Origin of the sequence: Microbacterium paulum (genome assembly GCF_015707995.1) — a bacterium.
GTDB classification, from domain to species: Bacteria; Actinomycetota; Actinomycetes; order Actinomycetales; family Microbacteriaceae; genus Microbacterium; species Microbacterium paulum.
Map to the genome: position 1 here is coordinate 18,926 of NZ_JAAGRY010000033.1, position 16,824 is coordinate 35,749.

At 69.0% G+C, this 16,824-nt stretch carries 19 protein-coding genes; 10 read left to right on the forward strand and 9 right to left on the reverse strand.

Annotated elements, in window-relative coordinates; translation table 11 throughout:
• Window positions 1-17 precede the first annotated feature (17 nt).
• From coaD to mutM, 5 genes are read left to right on the forward strand one after another with little or no spacing between them, the layout of a single operon-like run.
• Complete coding sequence (coaD, locus tag G3N18_RS09145) at window positions 18-515, forward strand: pantetheine-phosphate adenylyltransferase (protein ID WP_141380517.1); 498 nt, start codon at window positions 18-20, stop codon at window positions 513-515.
• Between the two features lie 52 nt (window positions 516-567).
• Complete coding sequence (locus G3N18_RS09150; protein ID WP_196383994.1) at window positions 568-1,125, forward strand: YceD family protein; 558 nt, start codon at window positions 568-570, stop codon at window positions 1,123-1,125.
• A 2-nt stretch (window positions 1,126-1,127) separates the two neighbouring features.
• Window positions 1,128-1,337, forward strand: a complete 210-nt coding sequence (gene rpmF, locus G3N18_RS09155) for a 50S ribosomal protein L32 (protein ID WP_196323994.1) — start codon at window positions 1,128-1,130, stop codon at window positions 1,335-1,337.
• Window positions 1,338-1,353: 16 nt separating this feature from the next.
• Window positions 1,354-2,064, forward strand: a complete 711-nt coding sequence (rnc, locus tag G3N18_RS09160) for a ribonuclease III (protein WP_314853850.1) — start codon at window positions 1,354-1,356, stop codon at window positions 2,062-2,064.
• A gap of 24 nt (window positions 2,065-2,088) precedes the next feature.
• Complete coding sequence (gene mutM / locus G3N18_RS09165) at window positions 2,089-3,072, forward strand: bifunctional DNA-formamidopyrimidine glycosylase/DNA-(apurinic or apyrimidinic site) lyase (protein ID WP_196383980.1); 984 nt, start codon at window positions 2,089-2,091, stop codon at window positions 3,070-3,072.
• Window positions 3,073-3,075: 3 nt separating this feature from the next.
• Here mutM and G3N18_RS09170 read toward each other — a convergent pair whose 3' ends face one another.
• Window positions 3,076-4,179, reverse strand: a complete 1,104-nt coding sequence (locus G3N18_RS09170; protein WP_196383981.1) for a GNAT family N-acetyltransferase — start codon at window positions 4,177-4,179, stop codon at window positions 3,076-3,078.
• A gap of 86 nt (window positions 4,180-4,265) precedes the next feature.
• The gene (locus tag G3N18_RS16330; RefSeq protein ID WP_268932593.1) at window positions 4,266-4,394 is read right to left on the reverse strand and encodes a hypothetical protein; all 129 of its coding nucleotides are present in this window, start codon (window positions 4,392-4,394) and stop codon (window positions 4,266-4,268) included.
• A gap of 399 nt (window positions 4,395-4,793) precedes the next feature.
• On the opposite strand from G3N18_RS16330, the gene smc reads away from it, so the two are divergent.
• On the forward strand, window positions 4,794-8,348 hold the full coding sequence (gene smc / locus G3N18_RS09175) for a chromosome segregation protein SMC (RefSeq protein ID WP_196383982.1): 3,555 nt from the start codon (window positions 4,794-4,796) through the stop codon (window positions 8,346-8,348).
• A 296-nt stretch (window positions 8,349-8,644) separates the two neighbouring features.
• Here the strand turns inward: smc and G3N18_RS09180 are convergent, their stop codons facing one another.
• The 5 genes from G3N18_RS09180 to G3N18_RS09200 form a co-directional block, all read right to left on the reverse strand.
• A complete protein-coding gene (locus G3N18_RS09180) occupies window positions 8,645-9,052 on the reverse strand; it encodes a hypothetical protein (RefSeq protein WP_196383983.1) in 408 nt (135 codons plus the stop codon).
• A gap of 71 nt (window positions 9,053-9,123) precedes the next feature.
• On the reverse strand, window positions 9,124-9,633 hold the full coding sequence (locus G3N18_RS09185; protein ID WP_196383984.1) for a hypothetical protein: 510 nt from the start codon (window positions 9,631-9,633) through the stop codon (window positions 9,124-9,126).
• Window positions 9,634-9,813: 180 nt separating this feature from the next.
• Window positions 9,814-10,224, reverse strand: a complete 411-nt coding sequence (locus G3N18_RS09190; protein ID WP_206693110.1) for a hypothetical protein — start codon at window positions 10,222-10,224, stop codon at window positions 9,814-9,816.
• A 62-nt stretch (window positions 10,225-10,286) separates the two neighbouring features.
• Window positions 10,287-11,852 carry an alpha/beta hydrolase gene (locus G3N18_RS16480; RefSeq protein ID WP_196383985.1) on the reverse strand — a complete coding sequence of 522 codons (1,566 nt, stop codon included), beginning with the start codon at window positions 11,850-11,852 and terminating at the stop codon, window positions 10,287-10,289.
• 178 nt (window positions 11,853-12,030) lie between these two features.
• The gene (locus G3N18_RS09200) at window positions 12,031-12,303 is read right to left on the reverse strand and encodes a hypothetical protein (protein ID WP_196383986.1); all 273 of its coding nucleotides are present in this window, start codon (window positions 12,301-12,303) and stop codon (window positions 12,031-12,033) included.
• A 186-nt stretch (window positions 12,304-12,489) separates the two neighbouring features.
• Here G3N18_RS09200 and G3N18_RS09205 point away from each other — a divergent pair, with 186 nt between their 5' ends.
• From G3N18_RS09205 to G3N18_RS09215, 3 genes are read left to right on the forward strand one after another with little or no spacing between them, the layout of a single operon-like run.
• A complete protein-coding gene (locus G3N18_RS09205; RefSeq protein WP_196383987.1) occupies window positions 12,490-13,152 on the forward strand; it encodes a hypothetical protein in 663 nt (220 codons plus the stop codon).
• A gap of 48 nt (window positions 13,153-13,200) precedes the next feature.
• Window positions 13,201-14,073, forward strand: a complete 873-nt coding sequence (ftsY, locus tag G3N18_RS09210; RefSeq protein WP_196383988.1) for a signal recognition particle-docking protein FtsY — start codon at window positions 13,201-13,203, stop codon at window positions 14,071-14,073.
• Window positions 14,074-14,100: 27 nt separating this feature from the next.
• A complete protein-coding gene (locus tag G3N18_RS09215) occupies window positions 14,101-14,601 on the forward strand; it encodes a DUF2004 domain-containing protein (RefSeq protein ID WP_196383989.1) in 501 nt (166 codons plus the stop codon).
• 37 nt (window positions 14,602-14,638) lie between these two features.
• Here G3N18_RS09215 and lipA read toward each other — a convergent pair whose 3' ends face one another.
• Window positions 14,639-15,661: a lipoyl synthase gene (lipA, locus tag G3N18_RS09220; protein ID WP_196383990.1), complete on the reverse strand. Its 1,023-nt coding sequence runs from the start codon at window positions 15,659-15,661 to the stop codon at window positions 14,639-14,641.
• Entirely contained in the window at window positions 15,658-16,308 is a 651-nt protein-coding gene (gene lipB / locus G3N18_RS09225) for a lipoyl(octanoyl) transferase LipB (protein ID WP_196383991.1), read from the reverse strand. The genes lipA and lipB overlap by 4 nt, the downstream gene beginning before the upstream one ends.
• 60 nt (window positions 16,309-16,368) lie before the next feature.
• Between lipB and G3N18_RS09230 the strand changes: the two genes are divergently transcribed.
• The coding region (locus G3N18_RS09230) for a TetR/AcrR family transcriptional regulator (RefSeq protein WP_196383992.1) at window positions 16,369-16,824 on the forward strand (456 nt) is incomplete at its 3' end.

Genomic DNA, 16,824 nt, shown 5'->3' on the forward strand with positions numbered 1-16,824 from the left:
CCGATAGGCTGGATGCCATGAACAACCGCATCGCGGTCGTCCCGGGTTCGTTCGACCCGCCGACGCTGGGGCACCTCGACGTCATCCGCCGCGCGGCGGCGCTCTACGACGAGCTGCACGTGCTCGTCGTGCACAACCCCGGCAAAGAGGCGATGCTGCCGATCGCGCAGCGCCTGAGCCTGCTCGAGCAGTCCATCGCCGAGGAGCAGATCGACGGCAACGTCATCGTCGCCTCGTGGAGCATGGGCCTGCTCGTCGACTATGCCGAGGACGTGGATGCCGGGGTGCTCGTCAAAGGCATCCGTTCGCAGGTCGACGTCGCCTACGAGACGCCGATGGCGATCGTCAACCGCCACCTCGCCGCGATCGAGACCGTGTTTCTCCTGCCCGACCCGGCGCACGCGCTCGTGTCGAGCTCGCTCGTGCGGCAGGTCGCGGCGCTCGGCGGCGACGTGTCGCCGTTCGTGCCGGGGGCCGTCGCGCGCTTCCTCGACACGGGGTCGCGCGGGCGCTGACGGCCCGCGCCCAGCCGGCGGCGGCTACCATTGCCGGGTGGCAAGAAAGCATGTGAACGGTCCGTTCTCCTTCCCGGTGCGAGACATCCTGCACCGCTCGGGCGAGATGCGCGAGTTCGAGATCGACACGCCCGCTCCGGAGAAGTGGGGCGAGGGTCTCGTGTCGGTCGCCGAGGGCGAGCCGGTCGAGGCGAGCGTCCGACTCGAAGCGGTGCACGAAGGCATCCTGGTCACCGCCGACGTCGCCACGCGCTACACCGGCGTGTGCGGGCGGTGCCTCACCGACGTCGCCGAGCCGGTCGAAGTCGAGATTCAAGAACTCTTCGGGTATTCTGGAGACGAAGCGGCCGACTTCGAGGTTCAAGACGACCACGTGGATCTTGAAACTCTGGTCAGGGATTCGATCGTCCTGTCGCTTCCGTTCCAGCCGGTATGCCAGCCGGACTGCCCCGGCCTTGATCCGGCCACGGGCGAGAAGCTGGTTGAGGGTGCCGAGCCGGAAACCCCGATCGACGAGCGTTGGAACGCGCTGGCCGCGCTGAAGGCCGACACCCCAGACCCAGACGACGAGGCCGTGCGCCCCGCCGCCTCACACACAGAGAAGAGCTAGTCATGGCAGGTAACCCCCCGAAGCGGAAGGTCTCGCGCTCGAACACCCGTTCGCGCCGCGCCCAGTGGAAGGCCGAGCCCACCCCGCTGGTCAAGACCGTCGAGAACGGCAAGGTCGTCTACAGCCGCCCCCACCAGGCGAAGGTCGTCACCGACTCGCAGGGCACCGAGCTGTTCCTCGAGTACAAGGGCCGCAAGGTCGCAGACATCTGATCGACGCGGCCTCCTCGTGACGGACGCGAAGATCGTGCGCGGCGCACTCTCCGAGTCGCCGCGCCTCACCGACAAGCTCGGGGTCGACATCGACCCCGAGCTTCTGTCGCTTGCCCTGACGCATCGTTCGTTCGCGTATGAGAACGGCGGGGCGCCGCACAACGAGCGCCTGGAGTTCCTCGGCGACTCGATTCTCGGTCAGGCCGTGACGGTGCACCTGTTCCAGACGCACCCCGACCTCGACGAAGGCTCGCTCGCCAAGCGGCGCGCCAGCGTCGTATCGACCGTCGCCCTCGCCGAGGTGGCCCGCACGATCGGGCTCGGCGAGCACATCCGCCTCGGTCGCGGTGAAGACCAGACCGGCGGACGCGACAAAGACTCGATCCTCGCCGACACGATGGAAGCGGTCATCGGCGCGACGTTCCTCTCGGCCGGCGCCGCGGCTGCGACGGCGCTCGTGCTGCGCCTCGTCGCGCCTCTCATGGCCGACCCCGATCGGTACGGCGCCGCGATGGACCCGAAGACGAGCCTGCAAGAGCTCGCGGCGCGCCTCGGACTGCCGGTGCCGGTCTACAGCGTCGAGGCCGAAGGCCCCGACCACCACCGCCTGTTCACCGCGACCGTCGCCGTCGGCGACGTGGCACGCGAGGGCACCGGTTCGAGCAAGAAGCAGGCCGAGATGGCCGCGGCGCTCACCCTGTGGCACGCGCTCAGCGACCGTGCCTGAACTGCCCGATGTCTGAACTTCCCGATGCCTGAACTACCTGAGGTAGAGGTCGTGCGTGCGGGCCTCGCGCCCGCCGTCGTGGGCGCGCGGATCGCGCAGGTGACGGTCGTCGACGAACGGGCCCTCACGCGGCATGCCGGTGACGCCGTCTCGTTCGAGGCCGCCCTCAGCGGACGCACGATCGCCGAGGCCGCACGGCGCGGCAAGTTCCTCTGGATGCCGCTGCAGCGCCCGGTCGCAGGCGTGGAGCCCGACGGCGCGTCCGACGCGGGCGCGTCCGAGTCCGAGTCGCTCGGCAACGCGATCGTCGGCCACCTCGGCATGAGCGGACAGTTGCTGCTGCGCCCCGCGGGAGCGCCCCCCGAGCGGCACGAGCGCGTGCGGCTCGACATCGAGCATCCCGTCCACGGCGAGCTCGCCGTCGTCTTCGCCGATCAGCGCACGTTCGGCTCGCTCGCCCTCGACCACCTGGTGCCGACGCCCGACGGCGCGCCCGGGGGGTGGGGAACGGATGCCGCGGCGACACCGTCACAGGTCGCGCACATCGCCCGAGACGCGCTCGATCCGGCGTTCTCCGACGCGCGATTCTTACGCACCGTGCGCGCCAAGCGGTCGGCGATCAAGCGCGTGCTTCTCGATCAGACCGTCGTCAGCGGCGTCGGCAACATCTACGCCGACGAGGCGCTGTGGGCTGCGCGCCTGCACCCCGAGACCCCCTCGGCCGATCTGTCGGCACGTGCCGTGACACGGCTTCTCGCCGAAGTGCGCACCGTGCTCGAGAAGGCCCTCGCCGAGGGCGGCACGAGCTTCGACGCCCAGTACGTCAACGTCAACGGCCAGGCGGGCTACTTCGCGCACTCGCTGAACGCATACGGGCGCACCGGTCAGCCGTGCCCGCGGTGCGGCCGCCCGATCGTGCGCGCGTCGTTCATGAACCGCTCGAGCCACTTCTGCCCGCACTGCCAGAGGCCGCCGCGCCCGCACGTGGTTGGCGCGGAGGCATCCTGACCGTCACTCCGCCTCTTCCTCTGCGGGCGCGAGCACCCTCTTCCACGCTCCGTTGTAGGCGACGGGAACGAACCCGATCGCCTCGTTGATGTCGAGCATCGGACGGTTCTCTTCGGCGTTGTAGGTGATCACCTTGGGGGAGTGCGGGGCGATCTCGGCGCGCCAGGTCGTGAGCCCGGCGCACTTGACGAGCATGCCGAGCCGGTGCCCGCGATGCTCACGCAGCACGAGGGTGTCCTGCTGCTGACTCGGCCCGGCCGGGTCGGCGCCGATCACCAGCTCGTTGAACGCGACCAGCTCACCCGTCTCGGCGTGCTGCGCTGCGGTCACGAGCATCGTGCGGCCGCCGTCGAGCACGCGGCGTTCGTGGCGCTCGACGCGCGCGGCATCCCACACCTCTTCGTCGAACTCGAGCTCGCCCATCGGGGTGTCGGTCGACATCCGCGACTTCATCCAGGCGTACGCGTCGAGATACTCCGCCGGCGTCGGCACCTGCCACTGCACGACGCGGTACCCAGACGAAGCCGCCTCGGCATCGGCGAGCAGTCTCGCGACGTCGGCGACGGATGCCTCGAGATCGAGGGCGCTCTCGCGCTCGATCTGCTCGAGGGTGTAGCCGTTGCGCAGATAGAACCGGGCGACCCGATCTTCGGGGATCGACCCGAACCCCGTGGGCGCGTCGAGCCGCGGCCCGGGAACGTCGGGATGCTGCGCCCACGACTGCAGCACCGTGCGCCCGTGCTCACGAGTGGTCTGCTCGATGAGCGCGTACGCGGCCGTGCCGATACCGCGACCGTGATGGGCGGCGAGCAGCTCGATGAACCAGAACGCGACGTGCGAGTCGGCTTCGAGCGGAATGTCGAGGCCGACGCGGCCGATGATCTCGTCGCCGTCGAGCACGACCCAGATGTGCCGGATCTCCTCGGGGTCGGGCTGGTAATGCGGCAGCAGCTCTTCGGGCGGAAGTGCGTCGTCGTCCCGCCCCGAGATCTCGCGGTACACGGCGTTTCGCACGCGGGTGAACTCGCGGAACTCGTCGGCGTCTGAGGCATCCATCGACGTCGGAATGGTGAGCGGGCGGAAGCTGACGCCCTGCAGGTCGTTCATGGGGTGTCCTTCGGTAGGTCGAGGTGTCGGGGTGGGGCGGGTCGGTGCGGTGGCCGACCCGCCCGCGGATCGCGCAGGGGCGGATCTCACAGGAAGGGACGCAGCAGCAGCAGTCGCTGCCAGTCCTGGTCGCGCTGCAGGCGGTCGCGTTGGGCGAGCCGGAGGCGGCGCTTGTCGTAATCGGAAGCGTCGAAACTCGACGTGGAGGTGCGCATGAGCATGCTCTTTCAGAGGCGTGCGACGCGTGAGGCGTCACGAACGGAAGGGTGCCGGGCTGCGGCGATGGCGCGACGAGGCGCGCGAGAGAGGCGGCGGCAGACGGTGCGCGCACAAGCGTCACGCCCCGAACGGGGCGGAGCTCACGAGCGATCCGCTAGCTGGCAGCCGCGCGGGGAGCGCCGAAGGAGACGGTCCCTGCGAACGCGGCGGCGGGAGCGAACGCTCCGGTGGCAGCGGCGGTGAATGCGGTGTTCATCCGAATCATGTCAGGGACCTCCTTTCTCGACTTCTGACGCGATCTGTGACACTAGCGCCGTTCCGCGGCGCGCGTCAAGGGGGCGTTGGCGGATGCGTCCGCTAGCGTGGAGGGCACACCTGCCCGCCGAAGGAGCCGAATGCACCTGAAGAGCCTGACGCTCAAGGGCTTCAAGTCGTTCGCGCAGCCGACCACCTTCGCCCTCGAACCGGGCGTCACCGCCATCGTGGGCCCCAACGGCTCGGGCAAATCGAACGTGGTCGACGCGCTCGCGTGGGTCATGGGGGAGCAGGGTGCGAAGACCCTGCGCGGCGGAAAGATGGAAGACGTCATCTTCGCCGGCACCTCGACGCGCGGGCCGCTCGGCCGCGCCGAGGTGCAGCTCACGATCGACAACGCCGACGGGGCGCTGCCGATCGAGTACAGCGAGGTGACGATCAGTCGCACGCTCTTTCGCAACGGCGCGAGCGAGTACGCGATCAACGGGGAGAGCTGCCGACTGCTCGATGTGCAAGAGCTGCTGAGCGACTCGGGTCTCGGCCGTGAGATGCACGTCATCGTCGGCCAGGGGCGGCTCGACAGCGTGCTGCAGGCGAGCCCGGAGGATCGGCGCGGTTTCATCGAAGAAGCGGCCGGCATCCTGAAGCATCGCCGCCGCAAAGAGAAGACCCTGCGAAAGCTCGAGGCGATGCAGGCCAACCTGACCCGCCTCAGCGACCTCGCGGGCGAGTTGCGCCGGCAGCTCAAACCCCTCGGCAAGCAGGCCGAGATCGCTCGCGAAGCCGCGACGATCGCGGCCGTCGTGCGCGACGCGAAGGCGCGGCTCTATGCGGACGAACTCGTGAGCCTGCGCACCCAGCTCGCCGACCACGCGCGCAGCGAGCAGGAACGTCACGCCGAGCGTCTCGTGCTGCAAGACGAAGCCGATCAGCTCAAAGCCCGCATCGACACCCTCGAACACGAGCAGCGATCCGAGGTCGTCGACGCGGCGCGCGGTGTCGCGTTCGCCCTCGAGCGCGTGCAGGAACGACTGCGCAGCCTGCACTCGCTCGCCGGTCAGCGTCTGGCCCTGCTCGAAGACGACGGCACCCTCGCCCTCGAAGTCACTACGGTCAGCCAGGCGAGCATCGACGAGGCGCGCGCCGAGATCGACGAGATCGCGGCGGGGCTCGGCGACGCGCAAGATGCGGCGGCTACCGCCGGTCGCGAGGTGATCCGCGCGCGGGCTGAACTCGACGCCCTCGACGCCGACATCGCGGCGCAGAGCGCGCTCGTCTCGGAGCACGACATGCGGATCACCAAGCTGCGCGGCGCCTCCGATGCCGCCTCGTCGCGGCTCGACGCGGTGCGCGCCGCCGTCGACCGCCAGCAGAACGCGTTGGATGCCGCGCTCGCGCGCCGCGCCGATGCCGAAAGCGCTCTCGCAGCCGTCGACCCCGACCTCGTGCCCGAGGCCTCCTCGGCCGAGCACGCCGCCGCCTACGAACGCGCGCAGCGCGACGCCACCGCCGCCGAGACCGAGGTGAGCGCACTGCGCGAGAGCCTGCACGCCGCCGAACGCGAACTCGAGTCGCTCACCGCGCAGTCCGCGGCGCTTGGTCGTGCCCTCGACGTGCGAAACGCCGCCGCGGCGCTGATCGAGCGCGGTGGCCCCGGCATCCGAGGCCTCGTCGGCGACGCCGTCAAAGTCTCGCCCGGCTTCGAAGCCGCGATCTCGGCCGCCCTCGGCGCGCTCGCCGAAGGCGTGCTCGTCGACGACGTCGCCGCGGCGCTCGACCTCGCCCGCACCGCGGCGGAAGCCGACCTTGGACGGGTCGACATCGCCATCGCCGGGGCTCAGGCGATGACGCCAGCCCTCGCCGGCCTCGTCGGTGTGACGCCCGCTGTCGAGGTCGTCTCGGCGCCGTCCGGCATCGCCGGTGTACTGGCCTACACGGTGATCGTCGACGACCTCGCCGCGGCACACGCGGCGGGTCGGGCGCTCGCAGAGCGCGAACTCCGCGGAGCGGTCACCGTCGTGACCCGTGCGGGTGAGGTCGTCACCGAGCACACCGTGCGCGCCGGCTCGGGCGGCGGGCGGTCGCGTCTCGAGCTCGCGGCCGAGCGAGACGCGGCGAACGATCGTCTCGCCGAGATCCGCGTGGTCGCCGACTCGCTGCGCGAAGCCCTCGCCGACGCCCAGCAGCGATGGGACGACGGACGCCGGCTCACCCGTGAGTCGCTGCAGCGCCTGCGCGAGCACGACGCGGCGTTGGCGGCGCACGCCGAGCAGGTCAACCGCGCGACCGTGCGCCACGAGGCGGCCGTCGCCGAGTGCGAACGGCTCGAAACCGGCCTGCGGCAGGCGCAGGCCGCGGTGACCGATGCAGAGAAGGCCGCGCAGGCCGCGGGCGACGCCCTGCAGTCGGCGCAGCAGGCGCCCCGGCCGATCCTCGACGCGTCGGCCCGTGACGGACTGCTCGCCGACCTCGAAGCCACCCGCGACGCCGAGATGCGCGCGCGCCTCGATGTCGAGACCCTCAAGGAACGCGTGCGCGCCGGCGAGGCACGCGTCGACCAGCTCGTCCGTCAACGCGAGCGCGAGCGCGCCGCCGCGGCCGAAGCGGCGCGGCGCGCCGTCATCCGCCGCGCGCAGCGCGAACTCGCCGCCGATGTCGCCGCAAGCCTTCCGCCGCTGCTCGACTCGGTGGGCCGGTCGGTCACCCAGGCGCGTGTCGACCTGCAGCTCGCCGAGCAGGCCCGCACGGCGGTGACGGCCGAACTGGGCGAGCTGCGCACCCGCGAGGCGAGTGTGCGGGAGCGCCTGTCGCGGCTCACCGAGAGCGTGCACGGCCTCGAGCTGCAGATGCACGAAAAGCGCCTGCACGTCACGAGCCTGCTCGAACGCGTGGCATCCGAGCTCAGCCTCGACGAGAATATTCTCGTTTCGGAATACGGGCCCGATCAGCCGGTAGCGGCGCCGGACGCCCCGGGGGACGTGGAGGGCGACGAGAGCGACGCGGGGGAGGGGGACGCCGCCCCGCGCCCGTTCGACCGGGCGGCCGAGCGTCGACGGCTGCAAGACGCCGAGCGAAAGCTCGCGCAGCTCGGACGCGTCAACCCGCTCGCGCTCGAGGAGTACGCCGCGCTCGAACAGCGCCACGCGTTCCTCACCGAGCAGCTCGCCGACCTCGTGCAGACCCGCACCGATCTCGAGACGATCATCGCCGAGCTCGACGAGCGGATGCAGACGATCTTCTTGGCGGCCTTCGAGGACACCAAGATCGCCTTCGGCGAGGTGTTCCCGATCCTCTTCCCCGGCGGCTCGGGCAGCATCTCGCTCACCGACCCCGAGCATCCGTTGACCACCGGTATCGAGGTATCGGTGCGCCCGGTCGGCAAGAAGATCGAGCGTCTCTCGCTGCTTTCGGGCGGCGAGCGCTCCCTCGCCGCCGTCGCTCTGCTGACGGCGATCTTCAAGGCTCGACCGAGCCCGTTCTACATCCTCGACGAGGTCGAGGCCGCGCTCGACGACGCGAACCTCGGGCGTCTGCTCGGTGTCTTCGAGCAGTTGCGCGTCTCGAGCCAGCTGATCGTCATCACGCACCAGAAGCGCACGATGGAGATCGCCGACGCGCTCTACGGCGTGTCGATGCGACAGGACGGAGTGTCGGCCGTCGTGGGGCAGCGGGTCCGCGAGCGCGCGAACGCCTAGTCGTGTCATAGACGGATGCCGAAGCCGACGGTCGCCTCGCCGAGCTCGAAGGCCGTGCGGACGGCGCCGTTGAGGGCCTGCGCGGTGTCTGCATCGAGGATGTCACCGGTGCTGCCTTGGGCGGCGGGAGTCGGCGTTTCCGATGCGGACGCGGAAGCTGACGGCGCTGCCTCTGCGGTGCTGGTCGTGGTGGGGGTGGGCGTCGGGGTGCTGGTGCATTCGGCCAGCGCAATGGCCCCCCGCGACGATGGTCGCGAAGGTGAGGGTCTTGAGCGTGGTGTTGGAGGGCGCGCGTCTCACGTTCCCGGATCCGATGGACCCTGTCCGCAGCGTGAGGTGGCGAGGATGTCGATGGCGCTCGTGCCGACGACATCGACGACCGTTGCGTCCAATCGGACGTCGCTGGCATCGGTCGTGCCGAGTTTGACGCTGCCTGGCCCCTTGTCGATGGCGCCTTCGATGCGCGTGAAATCTGCGCCGAGCGTTTCGGGGAGCCCATCGACGAACGTCACATCGTCGAAGCCATCGGGTGGATAAACAGCCCAATGGCCCGTGAAGAAAACGCCCTTCCCGTCGCCGCACGTGAAGGGGGTACCGGTGGTGAGGTCTTCGACGCGCGATTCCGACGGGAGTTCGTCAACGATCCGCCGCATCGCGTTTTGTGTCTCGCCTCTTATCTCGTCGTAGGTGGGCAGGCTTTGCATAGAACATCCCGTGAGGACAATGGCGGACACCGCGACAACTGTCGTAGCGAGAGCGCGCACGTTGTGATGAATCATCGTGCCGCGTTCCAGATCACGTCGTTGATGGTTTCGAGCACCACTCGATTCTCGCTGATGTCGCCGCTGATGATCTGGTTGTGGTGGTCGAGGCCGGAGGCGAGGTCTCCGATCGCAGCAATCGGGGGTGAGATGACTTTGCCGATCTGAGCCCAGGCGGGGGTGCCGGGGATGCCGGAGTCCAGTTCGGTGAATCCGTTCTCGGGGGTGGGAGCGTGCTGATACCCCCAGTTGAAGATCTGGGTCTCTTTGACGTGCAGCTGGTCGAGGATGTCGTTGGGTGAGCGCATTGCGTAGTGATCCGTGTCGAGGCTCGGGCCGTAATCGCTGGTCATCCCGATCCCGGACAGCGTGATCCGGGTGTGGAAGCCGGCGTCCCGGGTTTCGGCGACGCCTCCGACGGAGGACCCGAATGAGTGCTCCACGCTCAGCACCGGAGTGCCGGGCGTGATCACGTGGATCCCGGCAGCGAAGTCGGCGTACTTCGCACCAAGCTCTTCGGCCATGTCGTTGTTCTGCGGTCCGGTCGCGAAGATGTTGCGTGCTGGTGCCGCCGGCCAGCGCGATGGCCGCCGCGAGTATGGTCGCGAGGGTGAGGTTCTGGCGAGCAGTCGTCGTCAGCTCATGCTCGGGGTGATGACGGTACCAATTGCGAGCGGCCGGTACGATATCCGCGCTGCTCGCCTTCAGTTCTCGTTCTGGCCATCGCCGGGGTCTTGGGCGCAGCGTGAAAGCGCGAGGATGTTGATGCCGGGATTCGAGTCGGGATCGACGTCCGAGACGTCCATGCTGACGTCGCTACCATCGCTCGTTCGAAGTGAGACGCTCGGGTAGGAGGTGGGAACCTCCGTCGGTTCCACGGCGAAGTCGTATGACAGTGTGCTCGGAAGCGTCTCGATGAACTCTCGGGTGTCGAATCCTTGCGGCGGCGTCACGAACCAGTGGCCTGTGAAGAACACACCGCCTTCCGCGCAGGCGAAGGGTGCTGACGCGGTGAGGTCCTCGACCTCGGAGCCGTTTGGGAGTTCGTCGACGATGAGTTGCATCGCGGATTCTGTCTCAGTTTGAACCGTCTCGTACGTGGGGAGCTGATTCACTGAACATCCTGTCATCGCGATGATCAGCGCACACAACGCCGATCCAGTCACCAAACTGCGTCTCACTGCGTCGCTCCCGTGAGGAACGCCTGGATCTGCTTCATCACCACTCGATTCTCGCTGATGTCGCCGCTGATGATCTGGTTGTGGTGGTCGAGGCCGGAGGCGAGGTCTCCGATCGCGATCGGGGGTGAGATGACTTTGCCGATCTGAGCCCAGGCGGGGGTGCCGGGGATGCCGGAGTCCAGTTCGGTGAATCCGTTCTCGGGGGTGGGAGCGTGCTGATACCCCCAGTTGAAGATCTGGGTCTCTTTGACGTGCAGCTGGTCGAGGATGTAGTTGGGTGAGCGCATTGCGTAGTGATCCGTGTCGAGGCTCGGGCCGTAATCGCTGGTCATCCCGATCCCGGACAGCGTGATCCGGGTGTGGAAGCCGGCGTCCTGGGTTTCGGCGACGCCTCCGACGGAGGACCCGAATGAGTGCTCCACGCTCGGCACCGGAGTGCCGGGCGTGATCACGTGGATCCCGGCAGCGAAGTCGGCGTACTTCGCACCAAGCTCTTCGGCCATGTCGTTGTTCTGCGGTCCGGTCGCGAAGATGTTGCCGCCGAGCTGGGGGAACACGCCCTGCTTCACGACGAACCCTGCAGCTTGAATGCGTGGGTCGGCGTTCTCGACTTCCCAGCGGGTGAGGGCGGTGATGCCGGTGGTGGCGGTGGCGGTGTAGAAGGAGTCCATGGTGGTGTTGGTGCCGGGCATGAAGCTCATGATGACGTCGGCGGTGTCGGGGTTGCCGAACATCTCGATCACTTCATCCTTGTCGGGCCGCCAGAGGTAGAGCTGCACGTCGCCGTCGACGACACGTTGGAGGTAGTCGATCATGTTGGCGTTGCCGGTCGGGTAGATGTCGATGCTCGGTGGGCGATTCGGGTCGAACAGCTCAGCGTCACGGAACGCTTTCAGTTGACGTGCGGCGAGGGTGCGGTTCGCGGCAGCGCGGATCATCGCGGGGATCCCGTTCAACGCGCCGACGAGTGCCGGAGCGCCCACGAGAAGTCCCTGCTGGTCGCTGTCGCTGAGGTTCGCCCACCACGCGGAGACGACATCGGGCGGCTGCGAGGCGAGCAGCCGGTCCAACAGCGTCGGATCCATCGCGAGCAGTGCCGCGAGCTCCCCAGGACTGATCCGAGTGAGGCCATCCAGGGTGAGACCGTTGGCTGCGGCCATGGAACCTGAGACGGTCCCGTACGGGCCGGTGACCTTCTCCTCGCCCAGTGCGGACAGGAGCGCCCCGTTCACCGCGGCGCGCTCATCTATCAGCGCGCCCCACTGTCGGGTCACGAGCGCGAGCTCATCCTCCGCCTCACTGATCCTGGACTCCAGCAGCCGGGGCCGGTCGTCATCGAGCGCCGCACCGTTTCCCACAGCCATCGCGGTGAGGTTCTCCCGCTCCGCTGTCCGCTGCTCGCGGCGCCACCCGTCGATGTCCTCCTCCGCCAGCTCGCGGCGACGGGTGAGGGTCTGCTGCTGATCCTTCACGGCCTGCACGCCGCGAGCGTATGCGGTGAGAGCGGATGCCTCGGCATCCCACCTACTCGCCAAACGCCCCAGATCGTCGGCGAGGATCACGCGGTGTGCACGAACGCGTCTCGCGCACGTCCGGCCCACACCTCCCCGGAGGCTTCCGACACAGCCTCACGGACACTGTTCTCCGCCGCCCGAACCGTGATCGCCTTCACGGACCGTTGCAGCGCGGCGGCACTGATACCCCATGGGTCACCTCGCCCTGGATCAGCCGCGTCGACCGTCACTGGATGCTCCGCGCGAGACGCTCATCCGTCTCGGCGAACGCTGCCGTCGCCCGATGCGGGTACTCGCCAGCGGCGGTAGCGGCGCCAGCAACGGCGACACAACTCGCACGCTGCCCGACCCTCAACGCCGAGACCGCCTGAGTCACCTCACCGTCACCGAGTGTCTCGAAATCGAGGGGAGGAAACGTCCATGCGATGGCGTCGACCGCGGAAACCACACGACCAGCGATCCCCGCCAGAGCAACCGCATCGGTGACCAGATCCGCCATACTCCCAGCTTACGAAACCGTCCGTGCGGGATGCAGTCCCCCTTTCGGGGGACAAGCGCGTCCGAAGCGACCGAGCCGCGACCATCCTCGCCGTCATAATCCGACGTGATCAACACGGCCTGGAGGCTTCCCCCAGACTGCCGCGCTCACGGCGGCTCGTCTTTCGCGTGACGCTAGCCTGAGGTCATGTCGCCGCGCCTTTCCGGTCTGCTCGTCGCCGTCCCCGTGATCGCCCTGCTCGTGGCGGGGTGTGCTTCTACCGACGACGACGCGCGACCTGGGGTCACGCCGACTTCCGCGGCATCGTCGTCGGGTTCGGGTGATGAGAGCGACATCCAGCCCCCCGACGATCTGAGCTTCGCGTCGGGCGCCGACCTGGACCCTCGACTGCGGGCGCAATGGGGCGACCCGCTCATGGCCGACGCGGCGTTCACCCTGACAACGCCGGACGACGGCAACGGCACCTGGGCGTACACGCAGAACTCGTCGCAGTGCGAGGTGCGCTTCTGGCAGGGCGACATCTCGTCGATCACCGGCGCCGACGACGATCGCACCCTCTCCGACGCGGTGCTCGCCACCTGGCTGCAAGTGGGCACCGACCAGGTGACGGCGTCGGCGCAGGACGACGCCGTCGGATATTTCACCGGCGAGGCCGCGAGGACGCAGGTGCGCGCGGTCGCGGGCACCACGCAGTCCGGTGGCTCCTGGGTCGCCGCCGCGCGGGGCCTGCGCGCCATCGATGGCGGTTACGTCGTGCACATCACGTGCCCTGCCGGCCAGGACGCCCAGGCGGTCTACGCGTCGGTGCGCACACGCGGACTCACCCTGGTGCTCGCCCCCGGCCTCTGAGCGGCTCGGTCTCCCGGGCGCGACGGTCATCGCCTCTAGGCTGGGAGCATGGCTGAATCCTCCTGGTCGCTCGGTCGTGCCCTGCGCGGCATGTTCACCAAGCCCACGATCGACGAGAACACGTGGGACGACCTCGAGACGGCTCTGCTGACCGCCGATTTCGGGCCCGAGATCACCGAGCGGATCATCGACGAGCTGCACGAGAAGGTCGACCGCTACCGCACGACCGATCCCCGCGACCTGCAGCGCATGCTCAAAGAGACCCTCGAAGAGCACTTCGCGAAGTTCGACACGACGCTGCGTCTCACCGAGCGGCCCGCCGTCGTGCTCGTCGTCGGGGTCAACGGCGTCGGCAAGACGACCACGATCGGCAAGTTCGCGAAGTTCCTGCAGCGCTACGGCCGCTCGGTCGTCGTGGGCGCCGCCGACACCTTCCGTGCGGCCGCCGTCGACCAGCTCGCGACGTGGGCCGAGCGCGGCGGAGCGACGATCGTGCGCCCGCAGCACGAGGGGCAAGACCCGGCATCCGTCGCCTATCAGACGATCGACTACGCCAAGCAGACCGGCACCGAGATCGTGCTCGTCGACACGGCGGGGCGTCTGCACACCAAGGGTGGGCTCATGGACGAGCTCACAAAGATCCGCCGCGTCATCGAGAAGCAGGCGCCGATCAGCGAGGTGCTACTGGTGCTCGACGCCACGACCGGCCAGAACGGCGTGATGCAGGCCGAGGCGTTTCTCGAGCACGCCGGCGTCACCGGCCTCGTGCTCACCAAGCTCGACGGCTCGGCCAAGGGCGGGTTCGTGCTCGCAGTGCAGGAACGCACCGGCATCCCGGTCAAGCTCCTCGGGCAGGGTGAAGACATCGGCGACCTCACCGGCTTCACGCCGCACGTGTTCGTGTCGGCGCTGGTGGACTGAACCCGCCAACGGTGGTTGCATAGGGTCATGGCGATCGAGCACGACTACTTCGGACTGCTGGAGTCCGGACCCGACGGATCGATCTTCTGGTCCGAGACGGTCGACTTCGCGGATCAGCGGGTGACCGTCGACCTCACCGCGCCCGATCAAGACGACGTGTCGCAGGCGGCGCTCGACGTGGCGGCGGCGATGATCTCGTCGCTCGAGCAGATCGACATGACCGCACGGAACGCGATGGTCTCCGAACTCGACGACCGCACGAGCGAGGTGACCGAGTACCTGCTGCAGCAGCAGGAGGCGTTCGGCGACGACCTCGAAGACGTGCTCGTCGACATCTCGGGCGACACGCACATCGACATCATCCGCTCGCTGCAGCTCGTGAGCATGACGATCCTCGCCGACGAGCACGGCGGTGCCGATCCCTTCGCCGTGCTCGAATACGCGCTCGACGCGGATGCCACCGACGAAGTGCTCCTCGTGAACCTCACGAGCGACGGCGCCGTGCAGTCGGTCACCAGCGCCGACTGAGTACCCCGCACTCGAGAAGGCACGCCCCGCGCGCGGGTCACACCGCCTGGGCGAACTCCTGGTCGCGGGCCAGGTGGGCGAGGTGCGGGGGGATCTCGCGACCGTGGGCGAGCATCGACTGCGCCCAGAGTCGTCCCGCGCGGTACGACGAGCGCACGAGCGGGCCGGCGAGCACTCCGAGGAACCCGATCCGCTCGGCCTCGTCTTTGAACTCGACGAACTCGGCAGGCTTCACCCAACGTGCGACCGGCAGGTGGCGCGGCGAGGGGCGCAGGTACTGCGTGATCGTGATGATGTCGGTGCCCGCATCGTGCAGGTCATGCAGGGCCTGCACGACCTCGGCGGGCTCTTCGCCCATGCCGAGGATCAGGTTCGACTTGGTGATGAGGCCGGCGGCGCGAGCCTGCGTGAGCACGTCGAGCGAGCGCTCGTAGCGGAAGGCCGGACGGATGCGCTTGAAGATACGCGGCACGGTCTCGACGTTGTGCGCGAAGACCTCGGGTCGGGCGTCGAACACCTCGTTGAGCAGCGCCGGCTCACCGTTGAAGTCGGTCGCGAGCAGCTCGACGCCGGTGCCGGGGTTCACCGCGTGGATCTGCCGGATCGTCTCGGCGTTCAGCCACGCGCCGCCGTCGGGCAGGTCGTCGCGGGCGACGCAGGTGACCGTCGCGTAGCGCAGCTGCATGCGGCGCACGCTGTCGGCGACGCGCCGCGGCTCATCGGTGTCGTAATCGGCGGGCTTTCCCGTGTCGATCTGGCAGAAGTCGCACCGCCGAGTGCACTGCGACCCGCCGATGAGGAACGTCGCCTCGCGGTCTTCCCAGCACTCGTAGATGTTCGGGCAGCCGGCCTCTTGGCAGACCGTGTGCAGGCCCTCGCCCTTCACGAGCGACTGCAGGGCCTGGTACTCCGGCCCCATCTTCGCCTTCGTCTTGATCCACTCGGGCTTGCGCTCGATGGGGGTCTGGGCGTTCCGCACCTCGAGGCGCAGCAGCCTGCGCCCCTCGGGCGCGTTCGCGGGGCCGGTCTCGCCGGTCGGGCTGACGCCGCAGGCGCTCATGCCGCGACCTCGCTCGACGCACGCGCGAAGGATGCCTGGAATGCCGCGATCACGGCATCCACCACCTCGGCCGGGCGTACGTCGCGACCCAGCACCTCGCTGAGGGTCGTGACCCCGGCATCGGCGATGCCGCACGGAATGATCTGCGAGAACGGCAGCAGCGAGTTGTCGCAGTTCAGGGCGAAGCCGTGCATCGTGACGCCGCGCTGCACACGCACGCCGATCGCGGCGATCTTGTCTTCGGAGAGCAGCCGGCGCACCCAGACGCCGCTGCGCCCCTCGACCCGGTATCCCTCGACGCCGAAGCCCGCGAGCACCTCGATGAGGATGCCTTCGAGTCGCCGCACGTGCGCGACGACATCGATGGGCTCGACGAGGCGCACGATCGGGTAGCCGACGAGCTGGCCCGGGCCGTGCCAGGTGATCTTGCCGCCGCGGTCGACGTCGACGACGGGGGTGCCGTCGGTGGGTCGCTCGTGGCGGGCGGTGCGGGCGCCGGCGGTGAACACCGGCTCGTGCTCGAGCAGCAGCAGCGTGTCGGGTCGCGTGCCCGCCGCGACCTCGCCGTGGATCTCGCGCTGGAGCGCCCAGCCGTCGGGATAGGGGATCAGGTCGGGAGCGAGCCCCACTGTCTGCACGTCGAGCATGACGCTCCTTCGGATCGTTGATGGACCGCGTCCAACAATACGCCTTGCTAGCGTGTGGGCATGAGCACCGGCCGCCCCCGCGCGACGTCGCGCGATGTGATCGCCGAAGCCGCGTGCGAACTCTTCCTCGAGCAGGGCTTCGAGGGCACGACCGTCGCCGACATCACCCGCCGCGCGGGCGTCAGCCGCTCGAGTTTCTTCAACTACTTCACGTCGAAGTCCGACGTGCTCTGGGCCGGGCTCGACGAGCGCGTCGCGGCGCTCGCGACGCGGCTGGCGGCGGATGAGGGCGCGGACGCCTCGGCATCCGTCGCGGCATCGCTCGCGGCCCTCGGCGACGACTTCGCGCCCGACAGCCTCGCGCTCGCCGTCGTGAACGCGGCGGCGATGGGCCTCGATGACGAGCTCGAGCGCGAAGGCGGACTGCGCCGATCGCGGATCGCCGCGACGGTCGCGGCGCGACTCGAGGCGGCCGGCAGCGACCCGATCACCGCCGAGGTCGCGGGCGCCGCGCAC